The 24,887-nt window shown below is 66.0% G+C and carries 30 protein-coding genes; 22 read left to right on the top strand and 8 right to left on the bottom strand.

All coding sequences use genetic code 11. The features are described 5' to 3' along the window. Positions 1-59 precede the first annotated feature (59 nt). Positions 60-323, top strand: a complete 264-nt coding sequence (locus tag ACFYOW_RS26910) for a hypothetical protein (RefSeq protein ID WP_387292360.1) — start codon at positions 60-62, stop codon at positions 321-323. Here the strand turns inward: ACFYOW_RS26910 and ACFYOW_RS26905 are convergent. Continuing rightward, complete coding sequence (locus tag ACFYOW_RS26905) at positions 253-1,548, bottom strand: nicotinate phosphoribosyltransferase (protein WP_387292429.1); 1,296 nt, start codon at positions 1,546-1,548, stop codon at positions 253-255. The genes ACFYOW_RS26910 and ACFYOW_RS26905 overlap by 71 nt on opposite strands. Before the next feature lie 126 nt (positions 1,549-1,674). Here ACFYOW_RS26905 and clpS point away from each other — a divergent pair, with 126 nt between their 5' ends. The 10 genes from clpS to rdgB all read left to right on the top strand — a co-directional run bounded on the left by clpS (position 1,675) and on the right by rdgB (position 8,680). After that, a complete protein-coding gene (gene clpS / locus ACFYOW_RS26900) occupies positions 1,675-1,995 on the top strand; it encodes an ATP-dependent Clp protease adapter ClpS (protein WP_040687186.1) in 321 nt (106 codons plus the stop codon). 23 nt (positions 1,996-2,018) lie between these two features. Further along, on the top strand, positions 2,019-2,588 hold the full coding sequence (locus ACFYOW_RS26895) for a DUF2017 domain-containing protein (RefSeq protein ID WP_357479227.1): 570 nt from the start codon (positions 2,019-2,021) through the stop codon (positions 2,586-2,588). Between the two features lie 15 nt (positions 2,589-2,603). Beyond that, positions 2,604-3,680 (top strand): P1 family peptidase, encoded by a 1,077-nt coding sequence (locus ACFYOW_RS26890; RefSeq protein WP_387292358.1) that lies wholly within the window; start codon positions 2,604-2,606, stop codon positions 3,678-3,680. A 174-nt stretch (positions 3,681-3,854) separates the two neighbouring features. Next, positions 3,855-4,277, top strand: coding sequence for a Mov34/MPN/PAD-1 family protein (locus ACFYOW_RS26885; protein WP_040687189.1), 423 nt, complete (start codon positions 3,855-3,857; stop codon positions 4,275-4,277). A gap of 33 nt (positions 4,278-4,310) precedes the next feature. Then, entirely contained in the window at positions 4,311-4,583 is a 273-nt protein-coding gene (locus ACFYOW_RS26880; protein WP_387292356.1) for a MoaD/ThiS family protein, read from the top strand. An 8-nt stretch (positions 4,584-4,591) separates the two neighbouring features. Next, positions 4,592-5,554 carry a cysteine synthase gene (locus ACFYOW_RS26875; RefSeq protein WP_364486048.1) on the top strand — a complete coding sequence of 321 codons (963 nt, stop codon included), beginning with the start codon at positions 4,592-4,594 and terminating at the stop codon, positions 5,552-5,554. Positions 5,555-5,708: 154 nt separating this feature from the next. Beyond that, positions 5,709-6,413, top strand: coding sequence for a rhomboid family intramembrane serine protease (locus tag ACFYOW_RS26870; protein ID WP_387292354.1), 705 nt, complete (start codon positions 5,709-5,711; stop codon positions 6,411-6,413). Positions 6,414-6,491: 78 nt separating this feature from the next. After that, on the top strand, positions 6,492-7,256 hold the full coding sequence (locus ACFYOW_RS26865) for a cyclic nucleotide-degrading phosphodiesterase (RefSeq protein WP_387292352.1): 765 nt from the start codon (positions 6,492-6,494) through the stop codon (positions 7,254-7,256). A 42-nt stretch (positions 7,257-7,298) separates the two neighbouring features. Continuing rightward, complete coding sequence (gene rph, locus ACFYOW_RS26860; protein WP_040687192.1) at positions 7,299-8,069, top strand: ribonuclease PH; 771 nt, start codon at positions 7,299-7,301, stop codon at positions 8,067-8,069. After that, positions 8,069-8,680: an RdgB/HAM1 family non-canonical purine NTP pyrophosphatase gene (rdgB, locus tag ACFYOW_RS26855; protein WP_387292350.1), complete on the top strand. Its 612-nt coding sequence runs from the start codon at positions 8,069-8,071 to the stop codon at positions 8,678-8,680. Before rph ends, rdgB begins: the two co-directional genes overlap by 1 nt. A 247-nt stretch (positions 8,681-8,927) precedes the next feature. Here the strand turns inward: rdgB and ACFYOW_RS26850 are convergent, their stop codons facing one another. From ACFYOW_RS26850 to ACFYOW_RS26840, 3 genes are all read right to left on the bottom strand, one after another. Next, complete coding sequence (locus ACFYOW_RS26850; protein WP_387292427.1) at positions 8,928-9,227, bottom strand: DUF3817 domain-containing protein; 300 nt, start codon at positions 9,225-9,227, stop codon at positions 8,928-8,930. A 71-nt stretch (positions 9,228-9,298) separates the two neighbouring features. Then, complete coding sequence (locus ACFYOW_RS26845) at positions 9,299-9,754, bottom strand: transcriptional regulator (protein WP_387292348.1); 456 nt, start codon at positions 9,752-9,754, stop codon at positions 9,299-9,301. A gap of 50 nt (positions 9,755-9,804) precedes the next feature. Next, positions 9,805-10,680 (bottom strand): oxidoreductase, encoded by an 876-nt coding sequence (locus ACFYOW_RS26840; RefSeq protein WP_387292346.1) that lies wholly within the window; start codon positions 10,678-10,680, stop codon positions 9,805-9,807. Between the two features lie 141 nt (positions 10,681-10,821). Between ACFYOW_RS26840 and ACFYOW_RS26835 the strand changes: the two genes are divergently transcribed. The 5 genes from ACFYOW_RS26835 (at position 10,822) to ACFYOW_RS26815 (ending at position 16,642) form a co-directional block, all read left to right on the top strand. Next, on the top strand, positions 10,822-11,469 hold the full coding sequence (locus ACFYOW_RS26835) for a PadR family transcriptional regulator (protein ID WP_387292344.1): 648 nt from the start codon (positions 10,822-10,824) through the stop codon (positions 11,467-11,469). A 179-nt stretch (positions 11,470-11,648) separates the two neighbouring features. Then, complete coding sequence (locus tag ACFYOW_RS26830) at positions 11,649-12,857, top strand: FAD-dependent oxidoreductase (protein ID WP_387292342.1); 1,209 nt, start codon at positions 11,649-11,651, stop codon at positions 12,855-12,857. Positions 12,858-12,964: 107 nt separating this feature from the next. Next, on the top strand, positions 12,965-13,726 hold the full coding sequence (locus ACFYOW_RS26825) for an ABC transporter ATP-binding protein (protein ID WP_387292340.1): 762 nt from the start codon (positions 12,965-12,967) through the stop codon (positions 13,724-13,726). Beyond that, the gene (locus ACFYOW_RS26820) at positions 13,711-15,279 is read left to right on the top strand and encodes a hypothetical protein (RefSeq protein WP_387292338.1); all 1,569 of its coding nucleotides are present in this window, start codon (positions 13,711-13,713) and stop codon (positions 15,277-15,279) included. The genes ACFYOW_RS26825 and ACFYOW_RS26820 overlap by 16 nt, the downstream gene beginning before the upstream one ends. 439 nt (positions 15,280-15,718) lie before the next feature. Continuing rightward, complete coding sequence (locus ACFYOW_RS26815; RefSeq protein WP_387292336.1) at positions 15,719-16,642, top strand: LysR family transcriptional regulator; 924 nt, start codon at positions 15,719-15,721, stop codon at positions 16,640-16,642. A 393-nt stretch (positions 16,643-17,035) separates the two neighbouring features. Here ACFYOW_RS26815 and ACFYOW_RS26810 read toward each other — a convergent pair whose 3' ends face one another. After that, entirely contained in the window at positions 17,036-17,842 is an 807-nt protein-coding gene (locus ACFYOW_RS26810) for a helix-turn-helix domain-containing protein (RefSeq protein ID WP_387292334.1), read from the bottom strand. 123 nt (positions 17,843-17,965) lie between these two features. Between ACFYOW_RS26810 and ACFYOW_RS26805 the strand changes: the two genes are divergently transcribed. The 3 genes from ACFYOW_RS26805 to ACFYOW_RS26795 are packed head-to-tail and all read left to right on the top strand — an operon-like array spanning position 17,966 to position 19,811. Beyond that, positions 17,966-18,406 carry a hypothetical protein gene (locus ACFYOW_RS26805; protein WP_387292332.1) on the top strand — a complete coding sequence of 147 codons (441 nt, stop codon included), beginning with the start codon at positions 17,966-17,968 and terminating at the stop codon, positions 18,404-18,406. Continuing rightward, positions 18,403-18,795 (top strand): cupin domain-containing protein, encoded by a 393-nt coding sequence (locus tag ACFYOW_RS26800; RefSeq protein ID WP_387292330.1) that lies wholly within the window; start codon positions 18,403-18,405, stop codon positions 18,793-18,795. Before ACFYOW_RS26805 ends, ACFYOW_RS26800 begins: the two co-directional genes overlap by 4 nt. Further along, positions 18,792-19,811 (top strand): NAD(P)-dependent alcohol dehydrogenase, encoded by a 1,020-nt coding sequence (locus tag ACFYOW_RS26795; RefSeq protein WP_387292328.1) that lies wholly within the window; start codon positions 18,792-18,794, stop codon positions 19,809-19,811. Before ACFYOW_RS26800 ends, ACFYOW_RS26795 begins: the two co-directional genes overlap by 4 nt. 6 nt (positions 19,812-19,817) lie before the next feature. Here ACFYOW_RS26795 and ACFYOW_RS26790 read toward each other — a convergent pair whose 3' ends face one another. Both ACFYOW_RS26790 and ACFYOW_RS26785 read right to left on the bottom strand, forming a co-directional pair. Then, a complete protein-coding gene (locus ACFYOW_RS26790) occupies positions 19,818-20,042 on the bottom strand; it encodes a hypothetical protein (protein WP_083897694.1) in 225 nt (74 codons plus the stop codon). A gap of 35 nt (positions 20,043-20,077) precedes the next feature. Next, positions 20,078-20,857 carry an HNH endonuclease family protein gene (locus tag ACFYOW_RS26785; protein WP_387292326.1) on the bottom strand — a complete coding sequence of 260 codons (780 nt, stop codon included), beginning with the start codon at positions 20,855-20,857 and terminating at the stop codon, positions 20,078-20,080. 623 nt (positions 20,858-21,480) lie between these two features. Between ACFYOW_RS26785 and ACFYOW_RS26780 the strand changes: the two genes are divergently transcribed. Then, positions 21,481-22,353: a haloalkane dehalogenase gene (locus tag ACFYOW_RS26780; RefSeq protein WP_387292324.1), complete on the top strand. Its 873-nt coding sequence runs from the start codon at positions 21,481-21,483 to the stop codon at positions 22,351-22,353. 84 nt (positions 22,354-22,437) lie between these two features. After that, a complete protein-coding gene (locus ACFYOW_RS26775; RefSeq protein ID WP_387292322.1) occupies positions 22,438-23,322 on the top strand; it encodes an RNA polymerase sigma factor in 885 nt (294 codons plus the stop codon). Here ACFYOW_RS26775 and ACFYOW_RS26770 read toward each other — a convergent pair whose 3' ends face one another. Beyond that, positions 23,323-24,210 carry an oxidoreductase gene (locus ACFYOW_RS26770; RefSeq protein ID WP_387292320.1) on the bottom strand — a complete coding sequence of 296 codons (888 nt, stop codon included), beginning with the start codon at positions 24,208-24,210 and terminating at the stop codon, positions 23,323-23,325. It abuts the gene before it with no gap. Positions 24,211-24,285: 75 nt separating this feature from the next. Between ACFYOW_RS26770 and ACFYOW_RS26765 the strand changes: the two genes are divergently transcribed. Beyond that, the gene (locus ACFYOW_RS26765) at positions 24,286-24,885 is read left to right on the top strand and encodes a TetR/AcrR family transcriptional regulator (protein ID WP_387292318.1); all 600 of its coding nucleotides are present in this window, start codon (positions 24,286-24,288) and stop codon (positions 24,883-24,885) included. The last annotated feature ends 2 nt before the right edge of the window (positions 24,886-24,887 follow it).

Here is a 24,887-nt window from a genome sequence, read left to right as displayed (position 1 = left end):
TGGATTACATTGTGCCGCCTGATCGATCGGGCGGGCTACGAACGCACTCGGAGGTCCACGTGAGCAGCACGGTCAGAATTTCGATCGCACTCTTCATCGGCTATACGGCCTATCTCGCCGTCGACTTTCTGCTCGGCAATCGACCCGAGGAGGTCGTCGACTGGGTACGGCTGGTGCTCAGGGGCGTCCTGATCGTGCTGGTCGCCTTCACCATCGTGGAATGGGCGAACCGGCGCAACGCCGCAGCTCGGGTCAATTCACAAACGTCGTCGGAATCGCAGGTTCCCCAGCCGACAGTTTCAGGCCCTCCCACGGCAGGCTGACCAACCCGCGCGCCACCAACTTGCGACTGTCCGCGAGGGTGGGCAGCCCATCGACCGGTTCGCCACCGCGCACCAGCGGTGCCAGCAGCTCGCGAACCTCGAATCCGTTTGCGGCGGGCTGGTTTCCGGCGGCCGGGTAGACGATCTCCTCGACCAGGGTACCGGTCCGGCGGGACAGTCGAATCGCCTTCTTGGTGCCGCCGCGCGACTCCTTGTGGCTGCTGCGTTTCGCGACCGGCAGCCCGTCCACCTCGACCAGCTTGTAGACCATTCCGGCGGTAGCCGCCCCGGACCCGGTGACCAGCGACGTCCCGACCCCATAGGCGTCCACCGGTTCGGCGCGCAGTGCGGCGATCGCGTACTCGTCCAGATCGCCGGAGACCACGATGCGGGTCTTGGTCGCGCCGAGCCCGTCGAGTTGCTCGCGCACCTGCCTCGCCAGTACGCCGAGATCACCGGAATCGATACGCACGCCGCCCAATTCGGGTCCGGCGATCTCGATTGCGGTCGCCACCCCCTGGGTGATGTCGAAGGTGTCGACCAGCAGCGTGGTGCCGATGCCGAGCGCCTCGATCTGGCCGCGGAACGCGGCCGCCTCGTGCGCACCGTCCGCGGCGCTGTGCAGCAGGGTGAATGCATGCGCGCTGGTGCCTGCGCCGGGCACGCCGAAGCGGCGCACGGCCTCCAGATTGGAGGTGGCGTCGAAGCCGGCCAGATATGCGGCGCGGGAGCAGGACGGCGCGGCGAGTTCGTGAGCGCGGCGTGAGCCCATTTCGATCATCCGGCGACCGTCGGCCGCGCTCACCATGCGGGCGGCGGCCGAGGCGATCGCGCTGTCGTGATTGAGGATCGACAGGGCGAGGGTCTCCAACAGGACGCATTCGGCGAAGCTGCCGCGCACCGAAAGAATCGGGGAGCCTGGGAAATACAGCTCGCCCTCCGGATAGCCGTCGATATCGCCGGTGAAGCGGTAGTCGCGCAGCCAATCGATGGTCTTCGAGTCGAGGAAACCGGCCGCGATCGCGAGCTCCGATTCCTCGAAACGAAAATGCGCCAGCGCGTCGACCAGTCGGCCGGTGCCCGCGACAACGCCGTAGCGGCGACCGTTCGGCAAGCGCCTTGCAAACACCTCGAAGGTGCAGCGGCGGTGCGCCGAGCCGTCGCCGAGGGCGGCCGCGAGCATGGTCAGTTCGTACTGATCGGTCAGCAGTGCGGTGCTGCGCATGTCCACGCAAGCCACTGTAGACAGCAGTGGCGGGCATGATAGGCCGGTGTGGCCGGGGCGTCTGTCGATTCCTGGTGCGCGGGTGTTGTGTATCCGGAGTCGAGTCGTACCCTGAGTGTTATGGCTATGGCCTTGTGCGAAGTGAACGCGACACTGTCGGCGGCACAGGCGACTCCGGAGGCGGTCGAATACACCGAGATCCTGGAGGCCGAGGATCGTCCGTGGGTGACGGTCGTCTGGGATGATCCGGTCAACCTCATGCACTACGTCGCCTACATCTTCCAGAAGCTGTTCGGCTACAGCAAAGCGAAGGCGACCGAATTGATGCTCAAGGTGCACAACGAGGGCAAGGCAGTGGTGTCGTCGGGTTCGCGGGACAAAATGGAACAGGACGTGCGACGGCTGCATGCCGCAGGACTCTGGGCGACCATGCAGCGGGACGACTGACCGGTACGACTACCCTGACGTCAGTGCGTAAGTGGAGCCGGAAGAACTCGCTGAGCGGCCTCAAATTGCGATCCGAAATGGATGCGCGTGAGGCGAGCGTACTGCGGTCCCTGGTAGGCGCCGTTTCCGGCCTGCTGACCGAGCGGGCCGAATCCGCCCCCGATGATGAGCTCGCCGAGCTCACCGGGCTGCGTAGCGGCAATACGACCCCGCCCGATGATCCCCGGCTGCACCGGCTGCTGCCGGATTTCCACCGGAGTGAACCGGGCTCTCCCGATGCCGATCGCGCCGATCTCAACAGTGCGCTGCGCGGCTTGCACGAGCCGGAGATCATCGATGCCAAATTGGCGGCCGGATCGGTGGTGCTGAAAACGGTGCCGACCGACGGCGGGAAGATCGTGCTGACGCCGGAGCAGGCCGACGCCTGGTTGACCGCGCTGACCGATGTGCGGCTGGCATTGGGCACGGTGCTCGGAATCGATGCCGAGACACCGGATCACCTCGAACCCGATGATCCGCGTGGGCCGCATCTGGATGTTTATCACTGGCTGACTTGGATGCAGGATTCCCTGCTGCAGGCCCTCGCACCCTGACGGTCCGGGTTGATCGTGACGAGTAGCCAGGAGAATGTGCAAGCGGGACAGCGGAATTCGCTCACCGATGTGCCCAGCCTGCTGGTCGGGCACCATCATGTGCTCGATCCGGATGCGACGCTGGGGTCCGGCGCGGCGACCGGCTGCACCGTCGTGCGCGTACCCGGCGGTGCGACCGCCGCGGTAGATGTGCGCGGCGGCGGACCTGGGACCAGGGAAACGGATCTGCTCGACCCGGGCAACACTGTGCGCCAAGTGAATTCGATCCTGCTCACCGGTGGTAGCGCCTACGGGCTGGCGGCCGCGGACGGCGTAATGCGTTGGCTGGAGGAACATCACGAGGGCATACCGATGGATCCGGTTGATCCGAGTCGGGTGGTGCCCATCGTCCCCGCCGCGGTGATCTTCGATCTTCCGGTGGGGGACTGGCGAATTCGACCGACCGCCGACTTCGGTTTCCTGGCGGCCGAGGCGGCCGCGGAGGAGTTCGAACGGGGGTGCGTCGGCGCGGGCGTCGGTGCGCGGGCCGGTTCGATCAAGGGCGGCGTGGGGACCGCGAGCGTCGTGCTCGGTGCGGGTGCCGCCGCGGGCGTCACGGTGGCGGCGCTGGTCGTCGCCAATCCGGTCGGCTCGGTCTTCGACCCGCGTACCGGCCTGCCATGGGGCGTCGGGACCGAAGGCCCCGACATATTCGGCCTGTATCCCGCCACGCCCGAGCAACTGGCCGTGGCAAACGCACTACCGGTCAAGGGCACCGTTCTCAACACGACGATCGGCGTGGTCGCCACCGATGCACCCCTGGACCCCGCCGGTTGCCGGCGCATGGCCACCACCGCCCATGACGGGCTCGCCCGCGCCATCCGTCCTGCCCACTCACCCCTCGACGGTGACACCCTCTTCGCACTGTCCACCGGCACCGCCGAAATCACCGCCGCCCCGATGCCGCCCGCCTTCCCGTCCGACCTGCTGGTGCTGGATGAGGTCTGTACCGCGGCGGCGGTCTGCGTCGAGCGGGCCATCGTCGACGCGATCCTTTCCGCCCACTCCGTGGCGGGCATCCCCACCTACTCGGACCTCTTCTCGCGCTCCTAGCGGGTTCCGATACCGACATGCCGGGCGGAATCCGCGAAAGCGCGCGGGAGCGTCGGCAACAGCGCCGAGGAGGGTACCGGCCGACAGGTGGGCGGGAATAGCCGAATATTCTGGGTCGTTGTCGGGTGCGATATGTCGGCAGCGGATATGCCGAATGCGGAAGGGTTTGAACTCGTGCTGGTGATCAGGACCGACCTGGTGGAGGCGATGGTGGCGCACGCGCGCGCCGATCACCCGGACGAGGCCTGCGGCGTCATCGCCGGTCCGGAGGGTTCGGATCGGCCGGAGCGATTCATCGCCATGGTCAATGCCGAGCGCTCGCCGACCTTCTACCGGTTCGATTCCGGTGAACAGCTGAAGGTGTGGCGGGCGATGGACGATGCCGACGAGACCCCGGTGGTGATCTACCACTCGCATACCGCCACCGAGGCCTATCCGAGCCGCACCGATATCTCCTATGCGTCCGAGCCGTTCGCGCATTACGTGTTGATCTCCACCCGCGATCCCGAGCAGCACGAGCTGCGCAGCTACCGGATCGTGGACGGTGAGGTCACCGAGGAGCCGGTCCGGATCGTCGATGCATACGAGACCGTTTAGTACCCCTATGTTCGTCGAATTCGAGGAGTTCCAATGCCGGTAACCGTGTCCATCCCGACCATCATGCGTGGCCTTACCGGAGGCGAGAAGCGCGTCGACGCGCAGGGCTCGACCCTGTCCGCGCTGATCGACAACCTCGACGCCAACCATCCGGGCCTCGCGGAGCGGCTGCTCAAGGACGGCAAGCTGAACCGCTACGTCAACATCTACGTCGACGACGAGGATGTGCGCTTCGCCGGCGGCCTCGAGGCGGAGGTGCCTGAGGGTGCCAGCGTCACCATCCTGCCCGCCGTCGCCGGAGGCTGATCGACCCCGTGGCGCGCTACGAATCGCTGATCGCGACCCTCGGCAACACCCCGCTCGTCGGGCTGCGCAACCTGTCCCCGCAGTGGGACGGTGACCACCCGGTGCGGCTGTGGGCCAAGCTCGAGGACCGCAACCCGACCGGTTCCATCAAGGACCGGCCTGCCCTGCGGATGATCGAACAGGCCGAGGCCGACGGCCTGCTGACGCCCGGCTGCACGATCCTGGAGCCGACCAGCGGAAATACCGGCATTTCGCTGGCCATGGCGGCCAAGCTCAAGGGCTACCGGCTGGTCTGCGTGATGCCGGAGAACACCTCGGTCGAACGCCGTCAGCTGTTGACCATGTTCGGTGCGGAGATCATTGATTCCCCAGCCGCGGGCGGTTCGAATCAGGCGGTCGCGCTGGCCAAGCAGATCGCGGCGGAGAATCCGGACTGGGTGATGCTGTACCAGTACGGCAATCCGGCCAATGCCTTGGCGCACTACGAGACCACCGGCCCGGAGATCCTCGCCGACCTGCCCGAGATCACGCATTTCGTCGCGGGTCTCGGGACAACCGGCACGCTCATGGGGACCGGTCGCTTCCTCCGCGAAAAGGTGCCCGGCATCGAAATCGTCGCGGCCGAACCCCGCTACGGCGAACTCGTATACGGACTGCGCAATATCGATGAAGGCTTCATTCCGGAGCTCTATGACGAGTCGGTGCTGACCACTCGTTTTTCCGTCGGTCCCTTCGATGCGGTGAAGCGCACGCGCGAGTTGGTGTTGGAAGAGGGCATTTTCGCGGGCATTTCCACCGGCGCGATTCTGCATGCGGCGCTCGGTGTCGCGCGCAAATGCGTGCGTGCGGGCACGCGGGCGGATATCGCCTTCGTGGTTGCCGACGGCGGGTGGAAGTACCTGTCCACCGGCGCGTACGACGGGACTCTCGAAGAGGCCGAGGAACGCCTCGACGGGCAGCTCTGGGCCTGAATTCGAGCGATCCGGCCTGAGCGTGCGCTTTCCGCGCGGAAAGCGCGCGCTGTATCTCTGGCCGATTGGTCGCGATACGCCCCGGTACTCTCGAAAGAGCGAGTTCCTTGTCGCATATCCCGGCGTCCGGGCCTCGCTCAACGAGGAGGTTGCGATGACCGGCGGTTCGGGAATCGGTTCATCGTTCGATCCGGAACGGATCGCCGCACTACGCGCCCAACTCGGGCAGCCGCGCGTGCCTTCCGGTACGCCTGCCCAACCGAACAGTCTCAAACAGCTCTGGCTGCGCGCGGGCGTCATCATCACCGCATTCGTTGCCCTGCTCTACGGCGTCGAAGGAGTCGACGAGCTCGACCACAACCAACTCGACTACAACGGCATCGAACCGCGCGAGGCGGACGGCCTGTGGGGCATTCTCTGGGCCCCGGTCCTGCACCACGGCTGGGATCACCTGTTCGCCAATACGCTTCCGGTTATCGTCCTCGGCTTTATCACCCTGCTCGCGGGCATCGGGCGCGGACTCGCCGCCACCGCGATCATCTGGATCGTGGCCGGAGTCGGCGTCTGGCTCACCGGCGCCACCGGATCGGTGCATCTCGGCGCGTCGTCGCTGATCTTCGGCTGGCTGACCTTCCTTATCTCTCGCGGCTGGTTTGCCCGCAACCTGGTGCAGATCGGCATCGGCCTGGTTGTACTGGCGATTTACGGGTCGGTGCTGTGGGGTGTGCTGCCCGGACAACCCGGAATCTCTTGGCAGGGGCATCTTTTCGGGGCAATGGGTGGAGTGCTTGCCGGCTGGGTACTCTCTGGTGATGAACGTCGACACCGTCGCGGGGATCGAGCCGGAGTCAATACGTAGCCGAGGTACTCGCGCGGCACGCAGCGGAATGTGGGGGATCGGTTCTTGAGTGAGAATTCGTCGTGGGAGCATGGGGGAATGCGCCTTACCGTCCTCGGGTGCTCGGGCAGTGTGTCCGGCCCGGACTCCCCAGCGTCGGGGTACCTACTGACCGGGCCGGATATGTCGCCGGTGGTCATCGATTTCGGACCCGGCGTGCTCGGCGCATTGCAGCGCTATGCCGATCCCGGCGAGGTCGATATCTTCCTCACGCATCTGCATGCCGATCACTGCCTCGATCTGCCCGGACTGCTGGTCTGGCGGCGCTACCACCCGACACCTCCGGTGGGGCAGGCCATCGTGCGCGGTCCGTCCGATAGCGGGGTGCGCATCGGCAATGCCTCCGCCGAAATCGGCGGTGAATGCGACGACTGGTCCGACGTCATCGACCATCAGACTTGGGTCGAGGGCGAGGCGGTCGAATTCGGCCCTGGCCATACGGTGCTCGCACGTCGGATGTATCACCCGCCGGAGTCGTACGGACTGCGCATCGCGACCGCGTCCGGGCGGACCTTCGTCTACACCGGCGATACCGCGATGTGCGATGCGGTACTCGAACTCGCGCAGGGCGCCGACCTGCTCATGTCGGAGGCGTCGTGGACACACGATCCGGCCAACCGGCCCCCCGGCATTCATCTCTCCGGCACCGAGGCGGGCATTATCGCCGCCCGTGCGGGCGTGAAAGAGCTGCTGCTCACCCACATTCCGCCGTGGACCTCCCGCGAGGACGTGATCGCGGAGGCGAAGGCGCAGTTCTCCGGACCGGTACACGCCGTCGCACCGGGCGAAACCTTCGACATCTGACCGGTTGCCGCGCGCGGTAGGCCATGTGACTAGGCTTGGCGCGTGTCGAGACGAGCCGATGGCAGGGCGGACGATGAGCTCCGCGAGGTACGGATCACCCGTGGCTTCACTACGCATCCAGCCGGTTCGGTGCTGGTGGAGTTCGGGCAGACCCGGGTGATGTGCACCGCGAGCGTCACCGAGGGCGTGCCCCCGTGGCGTCGCGATTCCGGGCTCGGCTGGCTTACCGCCGAATACGCGATGCTGCCCGCGGCCACACATACCCGCAGCGGGCGGGAGTCGGTGAAGGGCAAGGTCGGCGGGCGCACCCAGGAGATCAGCCGGTTGGTCGGCCGGTCGCTGCGCGCATGCATCGACCTGGCGGCCATCGGCGAGAACACCATCGCCATCGATTGCGATGTGCTGCAGGCCGACGGTGGCACGCGGACCGCGGCCATCACCGGCGCGTATGTCGCGCTCTCGGATGCGGTGACCTACCTCGGCGCGGCGGGCGGATTGGCCGACCCGCAGCCGATCTCGTGTGCGATCGCCGCGGTGAGCGTCGGCGTCGTCGACGGCCGGGTGCGGTTGGACCTGCCGTACGAAGAGGATTCGCGCGCCGAGGTCGATATGAATGTGGTCGCCACCGATACCGGCACCCTGGTGGAGATCCAGGGCACCGGTGAGGGCGCGACCTTCCCGCGCTCCACCCTGGACAAGCTGCTCGACTCCGCGCTCGCGGGATGCGACCGGCTGTTCGCCATCCAGAAAGAGGCGCTCGCACTGCCGTATCCGGGTGTGCTGCCCCAGCCTGCCGAGTCGAAGAAGAAGTGATGTCGCGCCGCGTCCTGGTCGCCAGTCGCAATGCCAAGAAGTTGAACGAACTGCGTCGGATCCTCGCCGATGCGGGTATCGCGGGCATCGAGATCGTCGGGCTCGGTGACGTGCCCGCCTACGACGAGGCGCCCGAGACCGGCGCGACCTTCGAGGAGAATGCGCTGGCGAAGGCGCGCGATGGTGCCGCCGCCACCGGATTGCCTTGTGTCGCAGACGATTCCGGGATCGCGGTGGACGCGCTGAACGGGATGCCCGGTGTGCTGTCCGCGCGCTGGTCCGGGGGGCACGGCGATGATGCGGCCAATAACGCGCTGCTGCTCGCGCAACTCGGTGACGTACCGGAAGAGCGGCGCGGTGCACAGTTCGTGTCCACCTGCGCGCTGGTGGTGCCCGGCGGCACCGAGATCGTGGTGCGCGGTGAATGGCCCGGTGCGATCGGCCGGAAACCGGTGGGTGACGGTGGTTTCGGCTACGATCCGCTGTTCATTCCGGCGGGCGGCGATATCACCGCTGCTCAGCTGACCCCCGCCGAGAAGGACTCCGTATCTCACCGCGGACGTGCGCTCACCCAACTTCTCCCTGCGCTCGCGGCCCTCGCCGAGTCCTGAATCAGCCGCACGCTCGGGGTCCGCAACGGATGCGGATCCCGGCGACGGATGCGCGCCGCGCAACTGGTGCCGTTCTCCGGCAATGGGTGCGGATCCCGACGACGCGTGCGGGCCGCGGGTGCGGCCCCACAGCGGGTGCGGATCCCGGCGAAGGAGCTGCCCACAGCGGGTGCGGATCCGGACGACGGGTGTAGCCCTGACTACGGGTGCGCACCCCGCTGAGGGTGCGGCATTCGGAGTGATCCGGTCAGAGGTTGAAGTCTTGCTTGACCTTGTTCGCGTTGACGTGTTCTACGAAGAAGGACAGCAGCGGGATGGTGCCTGCGATCAGGGTGCCGGCGGTGCGTGGGATCGGCCAGCGTACCTTGACCGCGAGGTCGGCGGTGACCAGCAGGTAGACGAAGTAGACCCAGCCGTGCACGACCGCGATCCAGTTCGGGGTGTGCACGTCGAAGCCGTACTTGGCGATCATTTCGCCGGTGAGCAGCAGCAGCCACAGACCCGTCGTCCAGGCGAGCACGCGGTAGCGCAGCAGCGCGGGCTTGATCTTCGCGACGTTCGTGGCCGTGGGCTCAGGGGTGAGCGTCGCGGCGGATTCGGTCGAGTTCTCGCTGGTGGTCAACCGGCGCTCCTGTGTGTGTCGTGGGTCAGGCCCGCATCCCGGACGTGTTGGTCGATATCTTGCGCGTGCAGCTCGGCCAGATACTTGTTGTATTCGGCGAGCACCGGATCATCGTCGCGGGCAGCCTTGGGCCGCTCGGGTAGCAGTCCGGCCGGAATCTCGCGTGGCGCATCGACTTTCGCGGGTCGGCGCGCCTTCGCGGGAGCCGGTTCGGCTTCCGGCTCCTTATCCGCTTCGGATTCCAGCCGCACGAACCGGAAGTACGCGAAGACCGCGAACCCGGCGAACAGTGGCCACTGCAATGCGTAGCCGAGATTCTGACCAGTGCCGCTCGCGGATTCGAACCGCTCCCACTGCCACCATCCCAATGCCAGGCAGGCGAGGGCGGCCACGATCACCAGCACGATGAGGGCCGGGCGATTGTGTGCCGAGCGGCGAGGTGGAGCGGACACCCATACCACGGTACCCGTCTACTACACGGTACGTAGGAGCAGGTGGGGCCTCAGAACTTGTAGGTGATCCCGGTCATGCGCTCGGATTCCTCCCACAGGCGGCGCAGCAGTTCCGGATTGTTCGACAGCTTGCTCGACGGCGAGGGCTCGACCGGGCCCTGGCTCTGGAACAACCGGTTCGGACCCCAGTAGGTAGTTGGGTCGGCATCGGGCATGGTGGCCGCGAACAGCGTGGAGTGGGCGGCCTTGGCCGGGGGATGGCCGATGATGCGGATGAAGGGTTTGCTGATCCGGTCCAGCGGGGTTTCGGTCCTGGCGAACAGATCGGTCGCCGAGACGCCCGGGTGCACTGCGTAGGAGCGCTTGTCGGAGCCCGCTTCGGTCAGCCGTCGCTGCAGTTCGCGGGCGAACATCAGGTTGGCCAGCTTGGACTGCGCGTAGGCGAGATTGCGCTGGTAGCGGCGGTTCTCGTAGTTGAGATCGTCGATCCACAGCTTCGGGGTCTGCTTGTGCGCGATGCTCGCCAGGCTCACCACCCGGTCCCGGAGGCGATCGAGCAGCAGTCCGGTCAGCGCGAAATGTCCGAGGTGGTTGACGCCGAACTGGGTCTCGAACCCGTCCTTGGTGCGGGAGAACGGAATGTTCATCAGACCGGCATTATTGATGAGCACATCGAATTCGCCGGTCTTGTCGGCGAATTCGCGCACCGATGCCAGATCCGCCAGATCCAATTGCTCGACCCGGACGTCGCCGTCGATCCGGTCGGCGATCGGCTGCGCTTTCGCGACATTGCGGCAGGCCATGATCACGGTGCCGCCCTTGCCGGCCAGCACTGTGGTGGTCTCGACGCCCAGGCCGCCGTTGGCTCCGGTGACGATAAAGGTGCGCCCACTCTGGTCGGGCATATCTTTCGGGTTCCATGCCATGAGCCGACCTTACTCTGGAGTAAGTTAGGGCGGAAGAGCGACACGCGATCTGGACCGACAGAGAGCGCGAGTCTGTCCGCGCTTAGTACTTGTGCCCGAATACTCGTAGACGTATATTCGTATACGAGTAAGGAGGTGTCCATGGCCACGAAGCGCAAGGTGAACAATCTGCTGGCGCTGGCGGTGCTCGCGACCGTCATCGAACGGCCGATGCACCGCTACGAAATCGCCTCGCAGATGCGTGAGCGCGGCAAGGACCGCGATATGGACATCAAATGGGGCTCGCTCTACACCGTCGTGCAGAACATGGAGAAGGCGGGCTTTCTCGAGGTCGTCGGCAATGAGCGCGACGGTGCTCGGCCGGAACGCACGATCTATGCGATAACCGATGCCGGTCGCGCCGAAATAGCGGACTGGACAAGGGAATTGATTGCCGAGCCGGCGCCGGAACACCACCGGTTCACGGCCGGACTCTCCGTCGTGGCGGCACTGCCGCCGGATGAAGTCGTCGAGTTGCTCGGCCGCCGCATCGACGCGCTGGGTCGCATCATCGAGGCTGCGCGCCGAGAACTCGATCAACTCGCGGCTGCCAATCTGCCCAGGCTGTTCGTCGTCGAAGCCGAATACGGTGTGGCGATGCTCGAGGCCGAGGTGGCTTGGGCCGCGTCGCTGCGTGACGAGATCGCCGCCGGCGCTTTCCCGGGCGTCGATCTGTGGCGGCATATGCATGCCGTCGGCATGACGCCCGCCGAGGTCACGGAGATGGTGGAAAGGGGGATGACGGAATAGAGACCGGGCCCGGCGGGGTGCGGCAACACCGCCGCCGAGCCCGATGTAACCGTCTCGAACCGCGTCCGCATGCGCGCACCCGGCTACAAGGCTGGCAACCACAGGATAACTGGGTGTGCGGTGGGGCGGTCGGTTCGGGCTTTCGAAGAACCCGTATCGCACATAACTGGAGTACACCCATGTCCAAAACAGAAACGGCCATCGTTATCGGCGGTGGTATCGCCGGACCCGTCACGGCCACCGCATTGCACAAGGCGGGCATCGCCGCTCGCGTCTACGAGGCCTATCCGGGTCCTACCTACGGCATCGGCAGCGGGCTGGCATTGGCGCCGAATGGTGTTGCCGCCCTCGATATTGTCGGTGCCGGCGACCTCGTTCGTGAGATAGCTAGTCCGATATCGCATACCCAGCTGTCGGTCGGCGGCAAAGTGCTGCGGATGCCGGAAATGCCGAACGTTCCGTCGTTGAAGATGGTCGACCGCAATGAATTGCACCGGACGCTGCACGATCATGCGGTCGCCGCCGGCGTTCCTTTCGAGTACAACAAGCGACTCGTGCGCGTCGAGGAGGACGCCGACGGTGTCACCGCGCATTTCGCCGATGGCAGCCGCGCAACCGCCGATGTGCTGATCGGCGCGGACGGTATTCGATCCACGGTGCGCGGTCTCATCGACCCGGATAATCCGGGACCGGAGTACACCGGGATGATCGGATTCGGCGCGATGCTCGACGGTGATTTCGAAATTCCGCCGGAGACAATGGTTTTCGCATTCGGGAAGAAGGCGTACTACCTCTACGGAGCCGTCGACGGCAATAAGGTCATGTGGGGTGCGAATCTGCCGCACAAGGAGTACCTGTCGCTGACCGAGGCGCGCGCCATTCCGGCCGAGCACTGGTTGGCCATCCTGCGGGAGACCTACGCCGCGGACACCCCGGGCGGTGAATTCGCCCGCAGGACCACGGCGGATAACCTGGAAACGACTGGGGCACTGCACATTATGCCGCCGGTGCCGACCTGGTATCGGGGGCGCATGGTGTTGGTCGGGGATTCGGTGCATGCGCCGTCCAACAGCTCGGGGCAGGGGGCCTCGCTGGCCATCGAGAGTGCGGTGCAGCTGGCACGGTGTCTGCGGGACCTGCCGGATCACACCTCGGCCTTCGCCGCCTACGAGGGCGTGCGGCGGCCGCGGGTGGAGGGTGTCGCGGCGCGGGCGCGCAAGATCAACCACAGCAAGACGCCGGGGCCGGTGGCGCGCCGGATGATGTCCATGCTGATGCCGCTGCTGATCAAAGGGATGAACCCGGAGAAGACCATGGGGGTCGAGCAGCGGTATCGGATCGATTGGGATGGGCCGGTGCAGCAGGAGCTGGCGACTGTGCAGGCGTAGGGCTGGTGCTGCCTGCCTCTTCAGGGGCAGGCAGCATTATTTCGAACCCGATGGCTGGTTCGTCCGTAACGTAGGAGATGGGAACCGAACACCAGGGGGGATAGATCGTGCATACCGATCCTGCGCTGCAGCTGACTGGGCTTTATAAGCGATTCGGCGGTCCGTGGGTGGTCGACGATGTCGGCCTCACGGTGCCGCCGGGCTCGTTCTTCGGGCTGGTCGGCCCGAACGGTGCGGGCAAGACGACCACCTTGTCGATGGCCTGCGGACTGTTGCGGCCGGACGCCGGACAGGCGCGGATCTTCGGCGTCGATGTGTGGGCCGATCCGATCGCGGCGAAGACTTTGGCGGGCGTATTGCCGGATGGACTTGCGCTACCGGAGCGCCTGACGGGCCGAGAACTGCTGACCTACACCGGTTTACTGCGCGGACTGCCCGCGAATACGGTGGCCGAACGTGCCGAGGAATTGCTCGGAGTTTTCGAATTGACCGGTGCCGAACGGACTCTCGTCGTCGACTATTCCGCGGGCATGCGCAAGAAGATCGGCTTGGCGACGGCGCTGCTGCACGCGCCGAAACTGCTGGTGCTCGACGAACCGTTCGAGGCCGTGGATCCGGTATCGGCGAGCACGATTCGCACCATTCTGCAGCGATTCGTCGCGGCGGGCGGCGCGGTGGTGCTGTCGAGTCATGTGATGGCGCTGGTGGAGAATCTGTGCGATCGGGTCGCGGTGATCACCGCCGGGCGGGTGGTGGCCGCCGGCACGCTCGACGAGGTGCGCGGAGGCAGCACCTTGGAGACAGCGTTCGTACATCTGGTCGGCGGCCGGGTCGGCGGGGAGGACGGGCTGTCGTGGTTGGCGTCCTGATTCGGATGCGGTTGTTGCTGACCAAGCGTGCGCTGGGCAATGGCTGGCAGGGTGTCACGTTCGTCAGCGGTGTGATCATCGGTCTCGTATTCGCGCTCGGCACAGCGGGTCTCATCGCATTCGCGGTCCGGGACGGTGATGTGGCCGGTGGTATCACGGTGGCCGCCGCATGGTTCGGGATATGGACGCTCGGCTGGCTGTGCGGTCCGGTATTGATGGGCAGCAGCGATGAGACCGTGCAGCCCGAACATCTGCGGCTGTTGCCGCTGAGCCATCGGCAGTTGGCTACCGGGTTATTGGCGGCGGCCTTCGTCGGGCCCGCGCCGGTAATCAATCTGCTCGCTTTCTCCGGACTGATTGTGCTTGCGGCGCAACTGAGTTGGGGTGCGGCCGCGGTGGCGCTGGTCGGTGTGGTGCTGCAGTTGATATTCGTGGTGGTGCTCTCGCGGGTGGTGCTGGCGTGGATCGGTGCTGCGATGCGTTCGCGGAGGGGGCGCGATCTCGGGGTGCTGCTCGCCGGTCTTGCCGGGTTGGCCTACTACCCGATGAGTTTCCTGCTGAATCATGTGGATGCGGTGCGGGAATCGGCACCGTGGTTGGCGAATGTGTTGCGCGCCTTGCCATCCGGGTGGGCACCCGTTGCGGTGGGGGCAGCTGCGCGCGGCGATTGGCTGGTGGCGTTGGGCGCGCTGGTCGGATTACTGGCCTTGACGGCGGTGCTGTGGCAGGCATGGTCGGTGCTGTTGCGGCGGCGGCTGACCGCGCCGCTGGATTCGGTATCCGGCACTGGCGGGCGTGGGATGCTGCTCGGCCGGGTGCGGACGTCCGGGCCGGTGGGTGCGGTGGTGATCAAGGAGTTGCGGACGTGGTCTCGCGACAGTCGACGCCGGGCGGCGCTATTGCCCGTGCTGCTGGTGGGGGCTCTGCTGCCAGTCTTTCCGGCAATACAGGGCAACGGCTCGGGCGGTGCGGTGTTCGCGGGTGTGAGTGCCGCGTGGTTCGCGGGCCTGGCCGCCAACAATCTCTACGGCTACGACGGAACTGCGCTCTGGCAGACGTTGGTGACGCCCGGCGCGGTGCGCGCTGATGTGCGGGGGCGGCTGCTGGCCCTGCTGCTGGTGATCGGCCTGCCGTCCGTGCTGCTGGCCGTGGTTTTGCCGGGTGCGCTCGGCCGCTGGTCAATGTACCCGTGGACGCTGTCGATGCTGTTCGCTGTGCTCGGCGTCGGCGCGGGTTCGGCCGTATTCCTGTCGGTAACCGCGCCCTACCCGCTACCGCCGCGCACCGGAAACCCCTTCGCATCCTCCGGAAATCCAGGCTGCGCAAAGGCTTTGGTGCAAATCGCCACCAGCCTGGGCCAACTTGTCGCGGTGATCCCGGTCCTGATCGTGCTGATCATCGGCCTGGCCCTCGACCTGACCGCCGTGCTGTGGTTGGCCCTGCCGGTCGGGATCGCGATCGGGATCATCGGAGCAGTGGTCGGTGCACGTCTCGCCGAAGAGCGGTTGTCCGCCCGTGGACCGGAGGTCCTTGCCGCTGTGCAGCCGCGTTGATGCCAGTAAGGAACGCGATCGGTATTGCGGGTGTGGTCGTTGGTGCATGCGAGCAGCGGATCGTCTGGAGGCCGGAAGTTCGTGTAGTCGCGCCGACGATTGCGCTCACGCGGCAGCTAACGCCGCGTCCAGCTGGCTTCTGAGGTAGTCACGATCCGTCGAGCGCAGTCAAATGGCGGTGCCGCAGGACGCGTTGTGCCGCGTTTCGACTGCGCTCGGCGAGCGAACCGGATCGGATAGCGCGGCAACCCATCTGGACGGAGTACTAGCGGATCGGGCCAACGGGACATGGCTGGGGCAGTCAGCGCAACGCGCACTCGTCACGCCTGGCTGCGAATCGAATGGCCCAGAGGTCATGGCGGGGATTCGAGCGATAGGCGCAGGGGCATGGGATCGGCGATCGGCTGAGCGCGTATTGGGAGAGAAATAGACTTGTCGGGTGGGCGATAGGGATTCCGATGGCAGTCTCGATCTGAATCAGCTGCGGACGTTCCTGGCGGTGCATCGTGCCGGATCCATTACGGCGGGGGCGCGGTTGGTGGGGCTTTCGCAGCCGACGGTGACGACGCAGTTGCAGGCGCTGGAGAAGCGGCTGGGGTATCGGCTGTTCGAGCGCTTGCCGCGCGGGGTGGCCTCGACCACCGCTGCCGTGGAGCTGGCGGCGCGGGTCGCCGGGCCGTTGGATGCGCTCGACGGGGTTACGGCGCGCGCCGTGCCGGCCGAACCAGTGCCGCAGCCGCCGGTGCGGTTGGCCGGGCCCGCCGAATTGCTTGCGGTGCAGGCACTTCCGGCCCTCGCGCCGTTGATCGAGCGCGGTGTGCGACTGACCGTCACCGCGGGGCTTTCCGAGGAACTGCTGGCCGGACTCCGCGCCGGGCACTACGACCTCATCGTGTCGACGGTGCGCCCGCGCGGCCGCGCCTTGGTCGCCGAACCGCTCGCCGACGAGGAATTCGTCCTGGTCGCCGCCCCGCGACTGGCCGCCCGCATCGATACCGCGCGGCTGCGCACCGACGGACCCGCCGCCCTCACCGGTCTACCCCTGGTCAGCTACTCGGCCGACCTCCCCATCCTCCGCCGCTACTGGCGACATGTTTTCGGCGTCCGCCTCGCCGCCGAAGCCGCAGTAGTCGTCGCCGACCTGCGCGCCATCACCGCAACCGTCGCCGCAGGCGCGGGCATCAGCGTCCTCCCGCGCTACCTCTGCGCACACGAACTAGCCGCAGGCACCCTGGTCCCCCTACTCGAACCCGACGACCCGCCCATCAACACCGGCTTCCTGGTCCGCCGCCCCGGCACCGCCTCCCGCCCCCACATAGACCTGGTCCACACCCACCTACGAGCCGCCGCCCGTACCTGGTGAACCCGCGCCGACGCGGACGTCGGTACCCGTCGCTGCCAACACGGCGACATGTTGACGCGGCGGGCCGGTCCGCGACCGGTTTACGAGTCGCCGGACGCACTTGGTGAACTGCCGCCGCCGAGGTAGATATGTGGGTTTCGCACCACTGCGACCCGTCAGTCCGTTGGACAGGTTCGCAGACGGTTTGCGAGTCACCGCCTGCAGTTGGTGGATCGCCGCTGAGGTACGTGCGCAGACTTCGCGCCGCCGCCGACGCATCGCGACCAGCCCGCGCATCGGTCCCGTCTGCGGGCGGTGCGAGTCGCCGGGCATCGACGCTCGCGGGCACTGGTTGTGGGCCGAGGTCGCCGCTGCGTCGTCGCCTCCGTCGCTGAGTTCACATCGCGACGAACGCTAGTTGGCGTGTGCTCGGCGCTGTTCGGAGCGACGGCGGAGGAATTCGGCGGTTCGGTCGTCGGCGGGGAGGAAGGCTTCCAGGTGGAGTTCGGAGAGGGTTATGTCTACCGCGGTGGCGAAGCTGGTGATGGTGGTGATGAGGCGGAGTTCGCCGTCGGGGCTGGTCAGGCGTAGGGGGACGGCGAAGCCGAGATGGTCGGGGCCGGGGGTGGCGGCGGGGAGGTAGCTTTCGAGTTCGGCGATGAAGTCGTCGAGGTGGGGGTCGGGGCTGCGCAGCGCCTTGCCGCGCAGACTTTCGGTGACGTGTCGGCCCCATTCGGGCAGATTCAGCACGCGTCGTGCCAGGCCGTCGGGGTGCAGGGCGAGGCGCAGGACGTTGATCGGCGGGGTGATCAGTTCCGCCGCGCAACCCTCGGTGAGGATATCGAAGGCGGCATTGGCGGCGACCAGTTCGCCGTATGGGCGAGTGACGACCGCGGGATAGGGCATGTGCCCCTCGAGAATGCGTTCCAATGCGACCCGCACCGGACCCAATTCCGGTGTGTCCAGGTCGGATTCGGGAAAGATCGGGGCATAACCAGCGGCGAGCAGCAGTGCATTGCGCTCGCGCAGCGACAACTCCAGCGATTCGGCCAGCCGCACCACCATGGTGCGTCCCGGACGTGAGCGGCCCTGCTCCAGGAAGCTCAGATAGCGCTGGCTGGTGTCCGCGCGAATGGCCAGATCGAGCTGACTCACATGTCGCTGCGTGCGCCAGTGCCGCAACTGCTGAGCGAATGGATTCGGCTCCATCACTGTCGTCATGAGTTCAGTGATATCCGACCCGCGGTGTCCGCGCCATTCCCTGGAGGGAATCACCGAACCCGCATCGGCTTCATTCCCTGGAGGGAATCGCGCCGCAGCGCCGCGCTCGCAAAACTCGGTGCCATGAGCAACCGAGATGACAACAACCTGGCCCACTTCGCAGAGCGCTACATGGCCCAGTGGAACGAATCCGATCCGGCGATCCGCCGCAAGATGATCGAGGAGATCTGGGCGCCCACCGGTGCGCAGACCCTGGTCGACCCGCCGGTGGAGATCCGCGAGGCGGCGGTGAACCTGAATTTCGCCGTCCCCGCCCTGGAGGTGCGCGGCCACGACGCGATGCAAGCCAGGGTGTCCCGCGCTTACGAGATGTTCGTGGCACCCGGCGAGTACACCTTCGAGGTGGGCGTGGCCACTCGGCTGCCCGCCGGTCTGATCGGCCTGCCCTGGTCGATGATTTCGCGTGCCGACGGCTCCGTCGCGGGCGGCGGTTACGAGGTGATCGGTCTCGACTCCGACGGTCGTATCACCTTCGACCACCAATTCATCGAAGGCGTGCGGTGACCGACGGCGCGACTTTGCGGTTCAGCCGGATCGTGCGCACTGCGGACGGCGGCTCCCGATTCGTCGATGCGGAACTCGCATTGACGGGACGAACCGTCGCCGCAGGCGTACCTGCGATGGTCGTCGCCGGAATGTCGACTGCGGCAACCGTAACCTACTTGCGCAGTGCGCAATTCGACAGCGAACCGCATCCCGCTCCGGCACAGCAGTGGGTCGTGATGCTGCGCGGCGTGATCGAAGTGACGACGAGTGACGGTGCTCAGCGCAGATTCGGGCCCGGCGACCTGGTCCATGTCGAGGACACCGACGGCCACGGCCACATCACCACCGGTATCGGAGAAGCGCCCTTCGAGGCGCTGTTCGTGCCCACCACAGGAAGCAGATCATGAAAGCCATCGCCTATCACCTCGATCCACTACAGGGCCTCGCCGGTTTGACCGTCCGAGACCAGGAACTGCCGCAGCCGGGACCGAATCAGGTGGTCATCAGGGTGCGTGCGGCCTCGCTGAACCGGCGGGACCTCATGCTGATGGACGGCGTCTACCCGCTGCCCGCCACCCCGGGCATCATCCCGCTGTCCGATGGTGTCGGTGAGGTCATCGCGGTGGGCGACAACGTGACTCGCGCCGCCCTCGGCGACCGGGTGACCGCGTCGTACTTCGTGCGCTTCATCAACGGCCCGCAGCGGCTGGCGCAGGTCGCCGAACAGTACGGCGCCAACTTCGACGGGATGCTCGCCACCTATGCGGTGATCGAAGAGGATTCCGTGGTGCATGTCCCCGAACATCTCACCGATGTCGAGGCGGCCACGCTGACCTGCGCGGGAGTCGTCGCGTGGGCCGCGCTGACCACACCGGTACCGGTGTCTGCGGACCAGACGGTACTGACTGTCGGCAGCGGTACCGTCGCGTTGTTCGCCGTGCAGCACGCGAAAATGCTCGGCGCACGGGTCATTTCGATCACCTCCGGCCCGGATAAGGCCGAGCGGCTGCGCAAGCTCGGCGCGGACGAGACCATCGACCGCAACGCGACGCCCGACTGGGACGAGAAGGTGCTCGAACTCACCGACGGCCACGGCGTCGAACATGTGGTGGAGGCCGTCGGACTGCCCACCCTGTCGAAATCGGTGCGCTCCGCGGGCTACAACGCGATGATCACCATGATCGGCGCCACGCAGCTGCCGGAAGGCGAGGCATTCGAGAATCCGTTCGTCGGACCGTATCTCGCGATCCGCCGGATCGCGGTCGGCAGCCGGGACGATTTCGAGGCGATGAACCGCAGCATCACCGCACACCGCATGCGTCCGGTCATCGATCGAACATTTCCGCTCGACCAGGCGGTGCAGGCGTACCGCTACTTCCGCGAGGACAATCCGTTCGGCAAGGTCGTCATCACCATGCCGTAGCTCGGATCAGGCCTCGAAGGGCACGGTATTACCGGCCGCGTCGCGGGTTCCGGCGGTGGCTTCGATGGCGGCCGCCAGCTCGGCGACGGTGGTCCAGGTGCGCGGCGGCTCCGCCTCGAGATTGCCGATGGTGTACCAGGTCTCGGTCTTGCGATAGCGAACCAGACCTTTACCCGTCGCATCGACGGTCACATCGAGCTCGCCGGAGACCGTCCCTTCCTCTTCGGTCATGACGGCCGCCTTGGCGGAAATCTCGATGATGTCGCTTATTTGAACTCTCCTCGACTGACGCAGTCGGCGACTGCGTTGCGCAGTGCGGTGTGTTCGGCGGGATCAACGTTCAGCGCATATTTTACTTTGATCTTGACGTAGTGCTCGAGATAGCCACACCGGAATTTTCCCGGCGGCAGATAGTTCGCGGCGTCCTGATCACCCTTGGACCTGTTGGCCGAAGGATCGGAGGCGATCAGATTGACGGAGTCGTTGGCGATCCGGCGGCGGGTATCTTCATCGCGCTTATTCGCACCCGAACGCCAGGCCTCGGCCAGCGGCACGATGTGTTCGGCGTCGACACCGGCCGGGTCGGTAATGAACTTGTACGGCTTGAGTTTTCCGGTCTTCGAATCCATGACGCCGTACTGGTCCTGCCAGCCACCACCCTTACCAACCGTGAGCTCACAGGTCTTCGGGTCGAGTTTGACCGATCCCGTCGCGTCCCTGAGCATCATCACGTCACGGCTGGTGCACTTGCTGTACTGCGCGAAATCGGGGCCGAAGCCGTGCTCGGTCTTATTGGTGTCCCAATGCGGGAACTTCTCCCGGCTGTAGCCTTCCATCGCCTCTTCGGGCGCATCGACGAGCTGGCCGAGCAGTTCGTTGATGTCCTTGCCGGACGCCGTCGTGACATTCGCCGGCCCGGATCCATTGCCGGTCTTACCGGTCCACTGATCGATGAATGAATAGCCAACGGCGACAACGACAGCCAATACGACGGGTGCACAAACAGCGAGTACGCGACGCGCGGTGCGGGACGACAACCACTTCACAAAGATCGAACTTCCTAGCCTCGCACCGATGAATTTGTCGGGCGTCAAGCTACCTGCGGCCGCTCGTCCCGTATGTGATTGTCGCGTATGACGTTCGGCACAGCTAGTCGAGGAACGCACGGTGTGGCAAGGGGCCTCGACGGTAGACGTGGAACCACCCCTGACTCGGCGTGCCGGCGCCGTTCCAGGGGTGGTCGTGTCACGAATGAGCTCGTGCGCGGCCGAATGAACGGGCCGGGTGTCCAGGCCGGATGATCCGTTCTCGCGGCGCCACGAGGCTGATGAGGGAAGTCTCGTCGTGCCGTGTCGTACTGCGGATAACTCTTCGTGACGGTCTGTGTGAACTTCATTGTTCTTACGTAGAGAGACAGTAGATCAATCCAGATTCCTTTGCAATCGCTTTACTTAAGTCTGAGAATCTCCTGAATGGCGCATCGGCCGGTTGAAACATGTACGGCTCACATACGGAAGTTAGGTTTACCTGCGGTTGCGCTGAGATCGGCCGTGCGGGCGTCTTACGGGCTGGTGACGAGCGTCACATTCGGTGGCGGTCACAGCGTGGCCGAAACGTGTGTCGAAACCGGGTGCAGGCACAAAATCCGGATCCAGGAAGGACCCACATCATGGCCACCGTCGACGTTCTCGACTCCTTCATCAACTACACCGACCTCGGTACCGGTTCGGTACCGGTGGTGTTCCTGCACGGCAACCCGACCTCATCGCACCTGTGGCGCAATGTGATCCCGCACGTCGCCGATCAAACCCGGGTGCTCGCACCGGATCTGATCGGAATGGGTGCGTCCGGGAAGCCGGAGAGTGCCTACCGCCTCGCCGATCACGCCCGCTATCTGGATGCCTGGTTCGACGCACTGGGCCTGGACCAGGTCGTCATCGTCGGCCACGACTGGGGTGGCGCGCTCGGTATGCATTGGGCGGCACGGCATCCCGAGCGCATCCGGGGCATCGCACTGATCGAGACGTTCCTGCGGCCGATGCGCTGGGAGGAACTCCCGCCGCTCGGCGCCGAACTGTTCCGGAAATTCCGGACGGCCGAGGGGGAGCGAATGGTGCTGGTGGAGAATACGTTCATCGAGTTCAACCTGCCGAAGGGCATTGTCGATCTGAAGCAGGAAGATCACGATGTGTATCGCGCACCCTTCCCGACGCCGGAATCGCGCAAGCCGATACTGGCCTGGACGCGGGAATTTCCGCTGGAGGGCGAACCCGCCGATGTGGTCGCGCTGGTGGAGAACTACGACCGGTGGGCGGCGGACTCGCCGGAGGTGCCGAAGCTCATCATGGCGCTCGACAATGGCGTCGGACTCGGTTCGCCGGAGGTGACCGGCTGGGCTGCCGAGACGTTCGCCAGTGCCGAGGTCGTGTCGGTCGGGGAGGCGGGACATCACGCTCCGGAGGATCAGCCCGATGCCATCGGGACCGCGGTCGCGACGTGGTTGCGCGCCCACTCGTTGACGACGGCGACCGCGAGTGCATGAGCCGCGTGCGCCGCGCGGGTGCGAGTCACCCGCGCGGCGCACATAGGACTTGCGTAATGCCGGATACCGCCGAAGGATTGTGCGGTGGAACCCGAGCTATCGCACCCCGACCCGCCCACGGCAGAAAACACCGAAGACATCGCTCGGGAGCGGGAACTGGTCGATCGGGCGATTGCCGGTGACGCGGCAGCCATCTCGGATGTGGTGCGGCGGCTACAGGATCCGCTGTACCGGCTGGCGCTGCGGATGGTGTGGCGGCCCGCCGAGGCCGAGGATGCGACGCAGGAAATCCTGCTGCGCGTGGTCGGCAATCTCGCGACGTGGCGGGGTGAGGCCAAGCTGCTGACCTGGGCGTATCGGATCGGCGTCAACTATCTGCTGAACCTCAAGCGCCAGACGCCCCAGGAGGCGGCGCAGCTCAGCCTCGACGCCTACCGCGACGATTTGGCGGATGGGCTCGCCGCGGATGACTATCGCGGCCCCGAGGCCGAGTTGCTCTCCCATGAGGTGCGGTTGAACTGCAGTCAGGCCATGCTGCAGTGCCTGGCCCGCGACGAGCGGGTCGCCTTTGTACTCGGCGACGTTTTCGAACTCGGTTCCGCCGATGCGGCCTGGATTCTGGGTATCACCGCACCCGCCTTCCGAAAGCGGTTGGAACGAGCCAAGAAACGCATCGGCACATTCCTGAATGCGACCTGCGGGGTGGCAAATCCCGAGGCCTTCTGTCGCTGCTCCCGTCGGGCGGACAAGGCATTGGCGCTGGGGCGCGTCGATCCGAAGCGGCCGGTATTCGCCCGACATGCGGTCAGTGCGAGCGGCCGCAGCGTCACCGAGGCCGAACAGCAGATGATCCGACTGCACGACGCCGCGGCGGTAATCCGGCTGCATCCGGATTACGCTGCGCCGCAGGCGAAAATGGACGCGATCGCCGGGCTACTGAATTCGGGCAGGTTCCCGATGCTCGACTGATTACGCGTTGGCTGGAAAACGCACGTCGGTCAGTTCTTCGGATTTGGTCCACAATGCGGTGGCGAGGTCGGCATTCGCGGCGGCTGTGCTGCGGCCGACGATCTTCGGGTGACCGCGGAATTCGAACCAGCTGTCCGGGCCGACGTAGCTTCCCGGCGGCAACTCCTGGCTGGCGGCGAACAGCGTGGGCAGCGCACCGAAACTCGCATCCTGGGCGAGCAGTTTATTGCCCACCTGCATAACCTCGTGCAGGATCCGGTTGCCGGAGTGGCCCTGCAGATTCGTTGCGGCCCAACCGGGATGGGCGCTCAGCGCGAGCCGGGATCCGGATTCGGTGAAGCGCCGCTGTAGTTCGAGGGTGAACAGCAGGTTGGCGAGTTTGGACTGCCCGTAGGCGGCGGCGGAGTTGTAGGGCCGGGTTTCCCAGTTGAGGTCGTCGAGGTCGATACTGCCGCGGCGATGCGCCTGCGAGGAGACGGTCACCACGCGATCGGTGATTTGGGGCAGTAGCAGATTCGTCAGTGCGAAATGGCCGAGGTGGTTGGTACCGAATTGGCGCTCGAAACCATCTTTCGTGCGTCCGGCGGGGACCAGCATGATGCCCGCATTGTTCACCAGCACATCGATATCGCCGGACCAGTCCATGGCGAAGCGGCGAATGGAGGCCAGATCGGCGAGGTCGAGCTCGCGCACCTCGGTGCGACCCGACATGCTCTTCGCCGCTTCCTCGCCGCGCGCGATATCGCGCACCGCGAGCACGACGTGGGCGCCGACGCGGGCCAGTTCACGGGCCGTCACCAGGCCGATCCCACTATTGGCGCCGGTGACGACGACGGTGCGGCCGTCGAATCGGGGCAGATCTGCGGAAGTCCACTTGTGGTTCGTCATAGCGCCCAATGTAGGCAGTGACAACAAAGTAGTCAATGCCAACAATGCCGCGGTATCCGATATCCTGCAGCAACCATGAGTTTTGTCCGCTCCCGCTCCTATCACCACGGTGACCTGCGCGCCGAGCTGCTCCAGGGCGCCGAGGCCACATTGCGCGAGTCCGGTGTCGACGGGCTGTCACTGCGTCAGCTGGCCCGCGACCTCGGCGTCAGCCATGCCGCGCCGAGCAGGCACTTCCGGGATAAGCAGGCGCTGCTCGACGCGCTCGCGCTGGTCGGGTTCGACCGGCTCGCCGCGGTGTACGGCGAGGTCGACCCGACCGGATCGTTCTCCGACCGGCTGCATGCCGTCGCGCGCGCCTACCTGGAGTTCGCGATCGACAATCCGGCGCTGCTCGCGCTGATGTTCGCGCGCAAGCACAGTCCGACCTCGGGCGAGGAAATGCTTGCTGCGGTCGGGCGGGCATTCACCGTGCCGATCGCCTTGATTGCCGAGGGGCAGGCAGGTGGCGAGGTCGTTGCGGGCGATCCGATGCGGATCGGTATCGCCGCCATTGCCGCGATGCAGGGGTTGGCCACCTTTGTAGGGTCCGGGTTCGTCGACGCGGAGAACGTGGACGTGGCACTGACCGAAACGATTACCCAGCTGACCTACGGTCTGCGCCCCCGCGATTGACC

The sequence above is a fragment of the Nocardia sp. NPDC006982 genome (assembly GCF_042869435.1).
Lineage (GTDB): Bacteria > Actinomycetota > Actinomycetes > Mycobacteriales > Mycobacteriaceae > Nocardia.
The sequence above is the reverse complement of the archived record's forward strand: the minus strand, read 5'-3'. Positions and strand labels throughout refer to the sequence as shown.

Bases quoted from the DNA above. Each gene is read 5' to 3' on its own strand.
- ACFYOW_RS26840 (WP_387292346.1), bottom strand. From the start codon at position 10,680: ATGGCATGGAACCCGAAAGATATGCCCGACCAGAGTGGGCGCACCTTT.
- ACFYOW_RS26805 (WP_387292332.1), top strand. From the start codon at position 17,966: ATGAGCAACCGAGATGACAACAACCTGGCCCACTTCGCAGAGCGCTAC.
- ACFYOW_RS26780 (WP_387292324.1), top strand. From the start codon at position 21,481: ATGGCCACCGTCGACGTTCTCGACTCCTTCATCAACTACACCGACCTC.
- ACFYOW_RS26770 (WP_387292320.1), bottom strand. From the start codon at position 24,210: ATGACGAACCACAAGTGGACTTCCGCAGATCTGCCCCGATTCGACGGC.
- ACFYOW_RS26795 (WP_387292328.1), top strand. From the start codon at position 18,792: ATGAAAGCCATCGCCTATCACCTCGATCCACTACAGGGCCTCGCCGGT.
- rdgB (WP_387292350.1), top strand. From the start codon at position 8,069: ATGTCGCGCCGCGTCCTGGTCGCCAGTCGCAATGCCAAGAAGTTGAAC.
- ACFYOW_RS26835 (WP_387292344.1), top strand. From the start codon at position 10,822: ATGGCCACGAAGCGCAAGGTGAACAATCTGCTGGCGCTGGCGGTGCTC.
- ACFYOW_RS26810 (WP_387292334.1), bottom strand. From the start codon at position 17,842: ATGACGACAGTGATGGAGCCGAATCCATTCGCTCAGCAGTTGCGGCAC.
- ACFYOW_RS26790 (WP_083897694.1), bottom strand. From the start codon at position 20,042: ATGACCGAAGAGGAAGGGACGGTCTCCGGCGAGCTCGATGTGACCGTC.
- ACFYOW_RS26765 (WP_387292318.1), top strand. From the start codon at position 24,286: ATGAGTTTTGTCCGCTCCCGCTCCTATCACCACGGTGACCTGCGCGCC.
- ACFYOW_RS26870 (WP_387292354.1), top strand. From the start codon at position 5,709: ATGACCGGCGGTTCGGGAATCGGTTCATCGTTCGATCCGGAACGGATC.
- ACFYOW_RS26880 (WP_387292356.1), top strand. From the start codon at position 4,311: ATGCCGGTAACCGTGTCCATCCCGACCATCATGCGTGGCCTTACCGGA.
- ACFYOW_RS26865 (WP_387292352.1), top strand. From the start codon at position 6,492: ATGCGCCTTACCGTCCTCGGGTGCTCGGGCAGTGTGTCCGGCCCGGAC.
- clpS (WP_040687186.1), top strand. From the start codon at position 1,675: ATGGCCTTGTGCGAAGTGAACGCGACACTGTCGGCGGCACAGGCGACT.
- ACFYOW_RS26830 (WP_387292342.1), top strand. From the start codon at position 11,649: ATGTCCAAAACAGAAACGGCCATCGTTATCGGCGGTGGTATCGCCGGA.
- ACFYOW_RS26905 (WP_387292429.1), bottom strand. From the start codon at position 1,548: ATGCGCAGCACCGCACTGCTGACCGATCAGTACGAACTGACCATGCTC.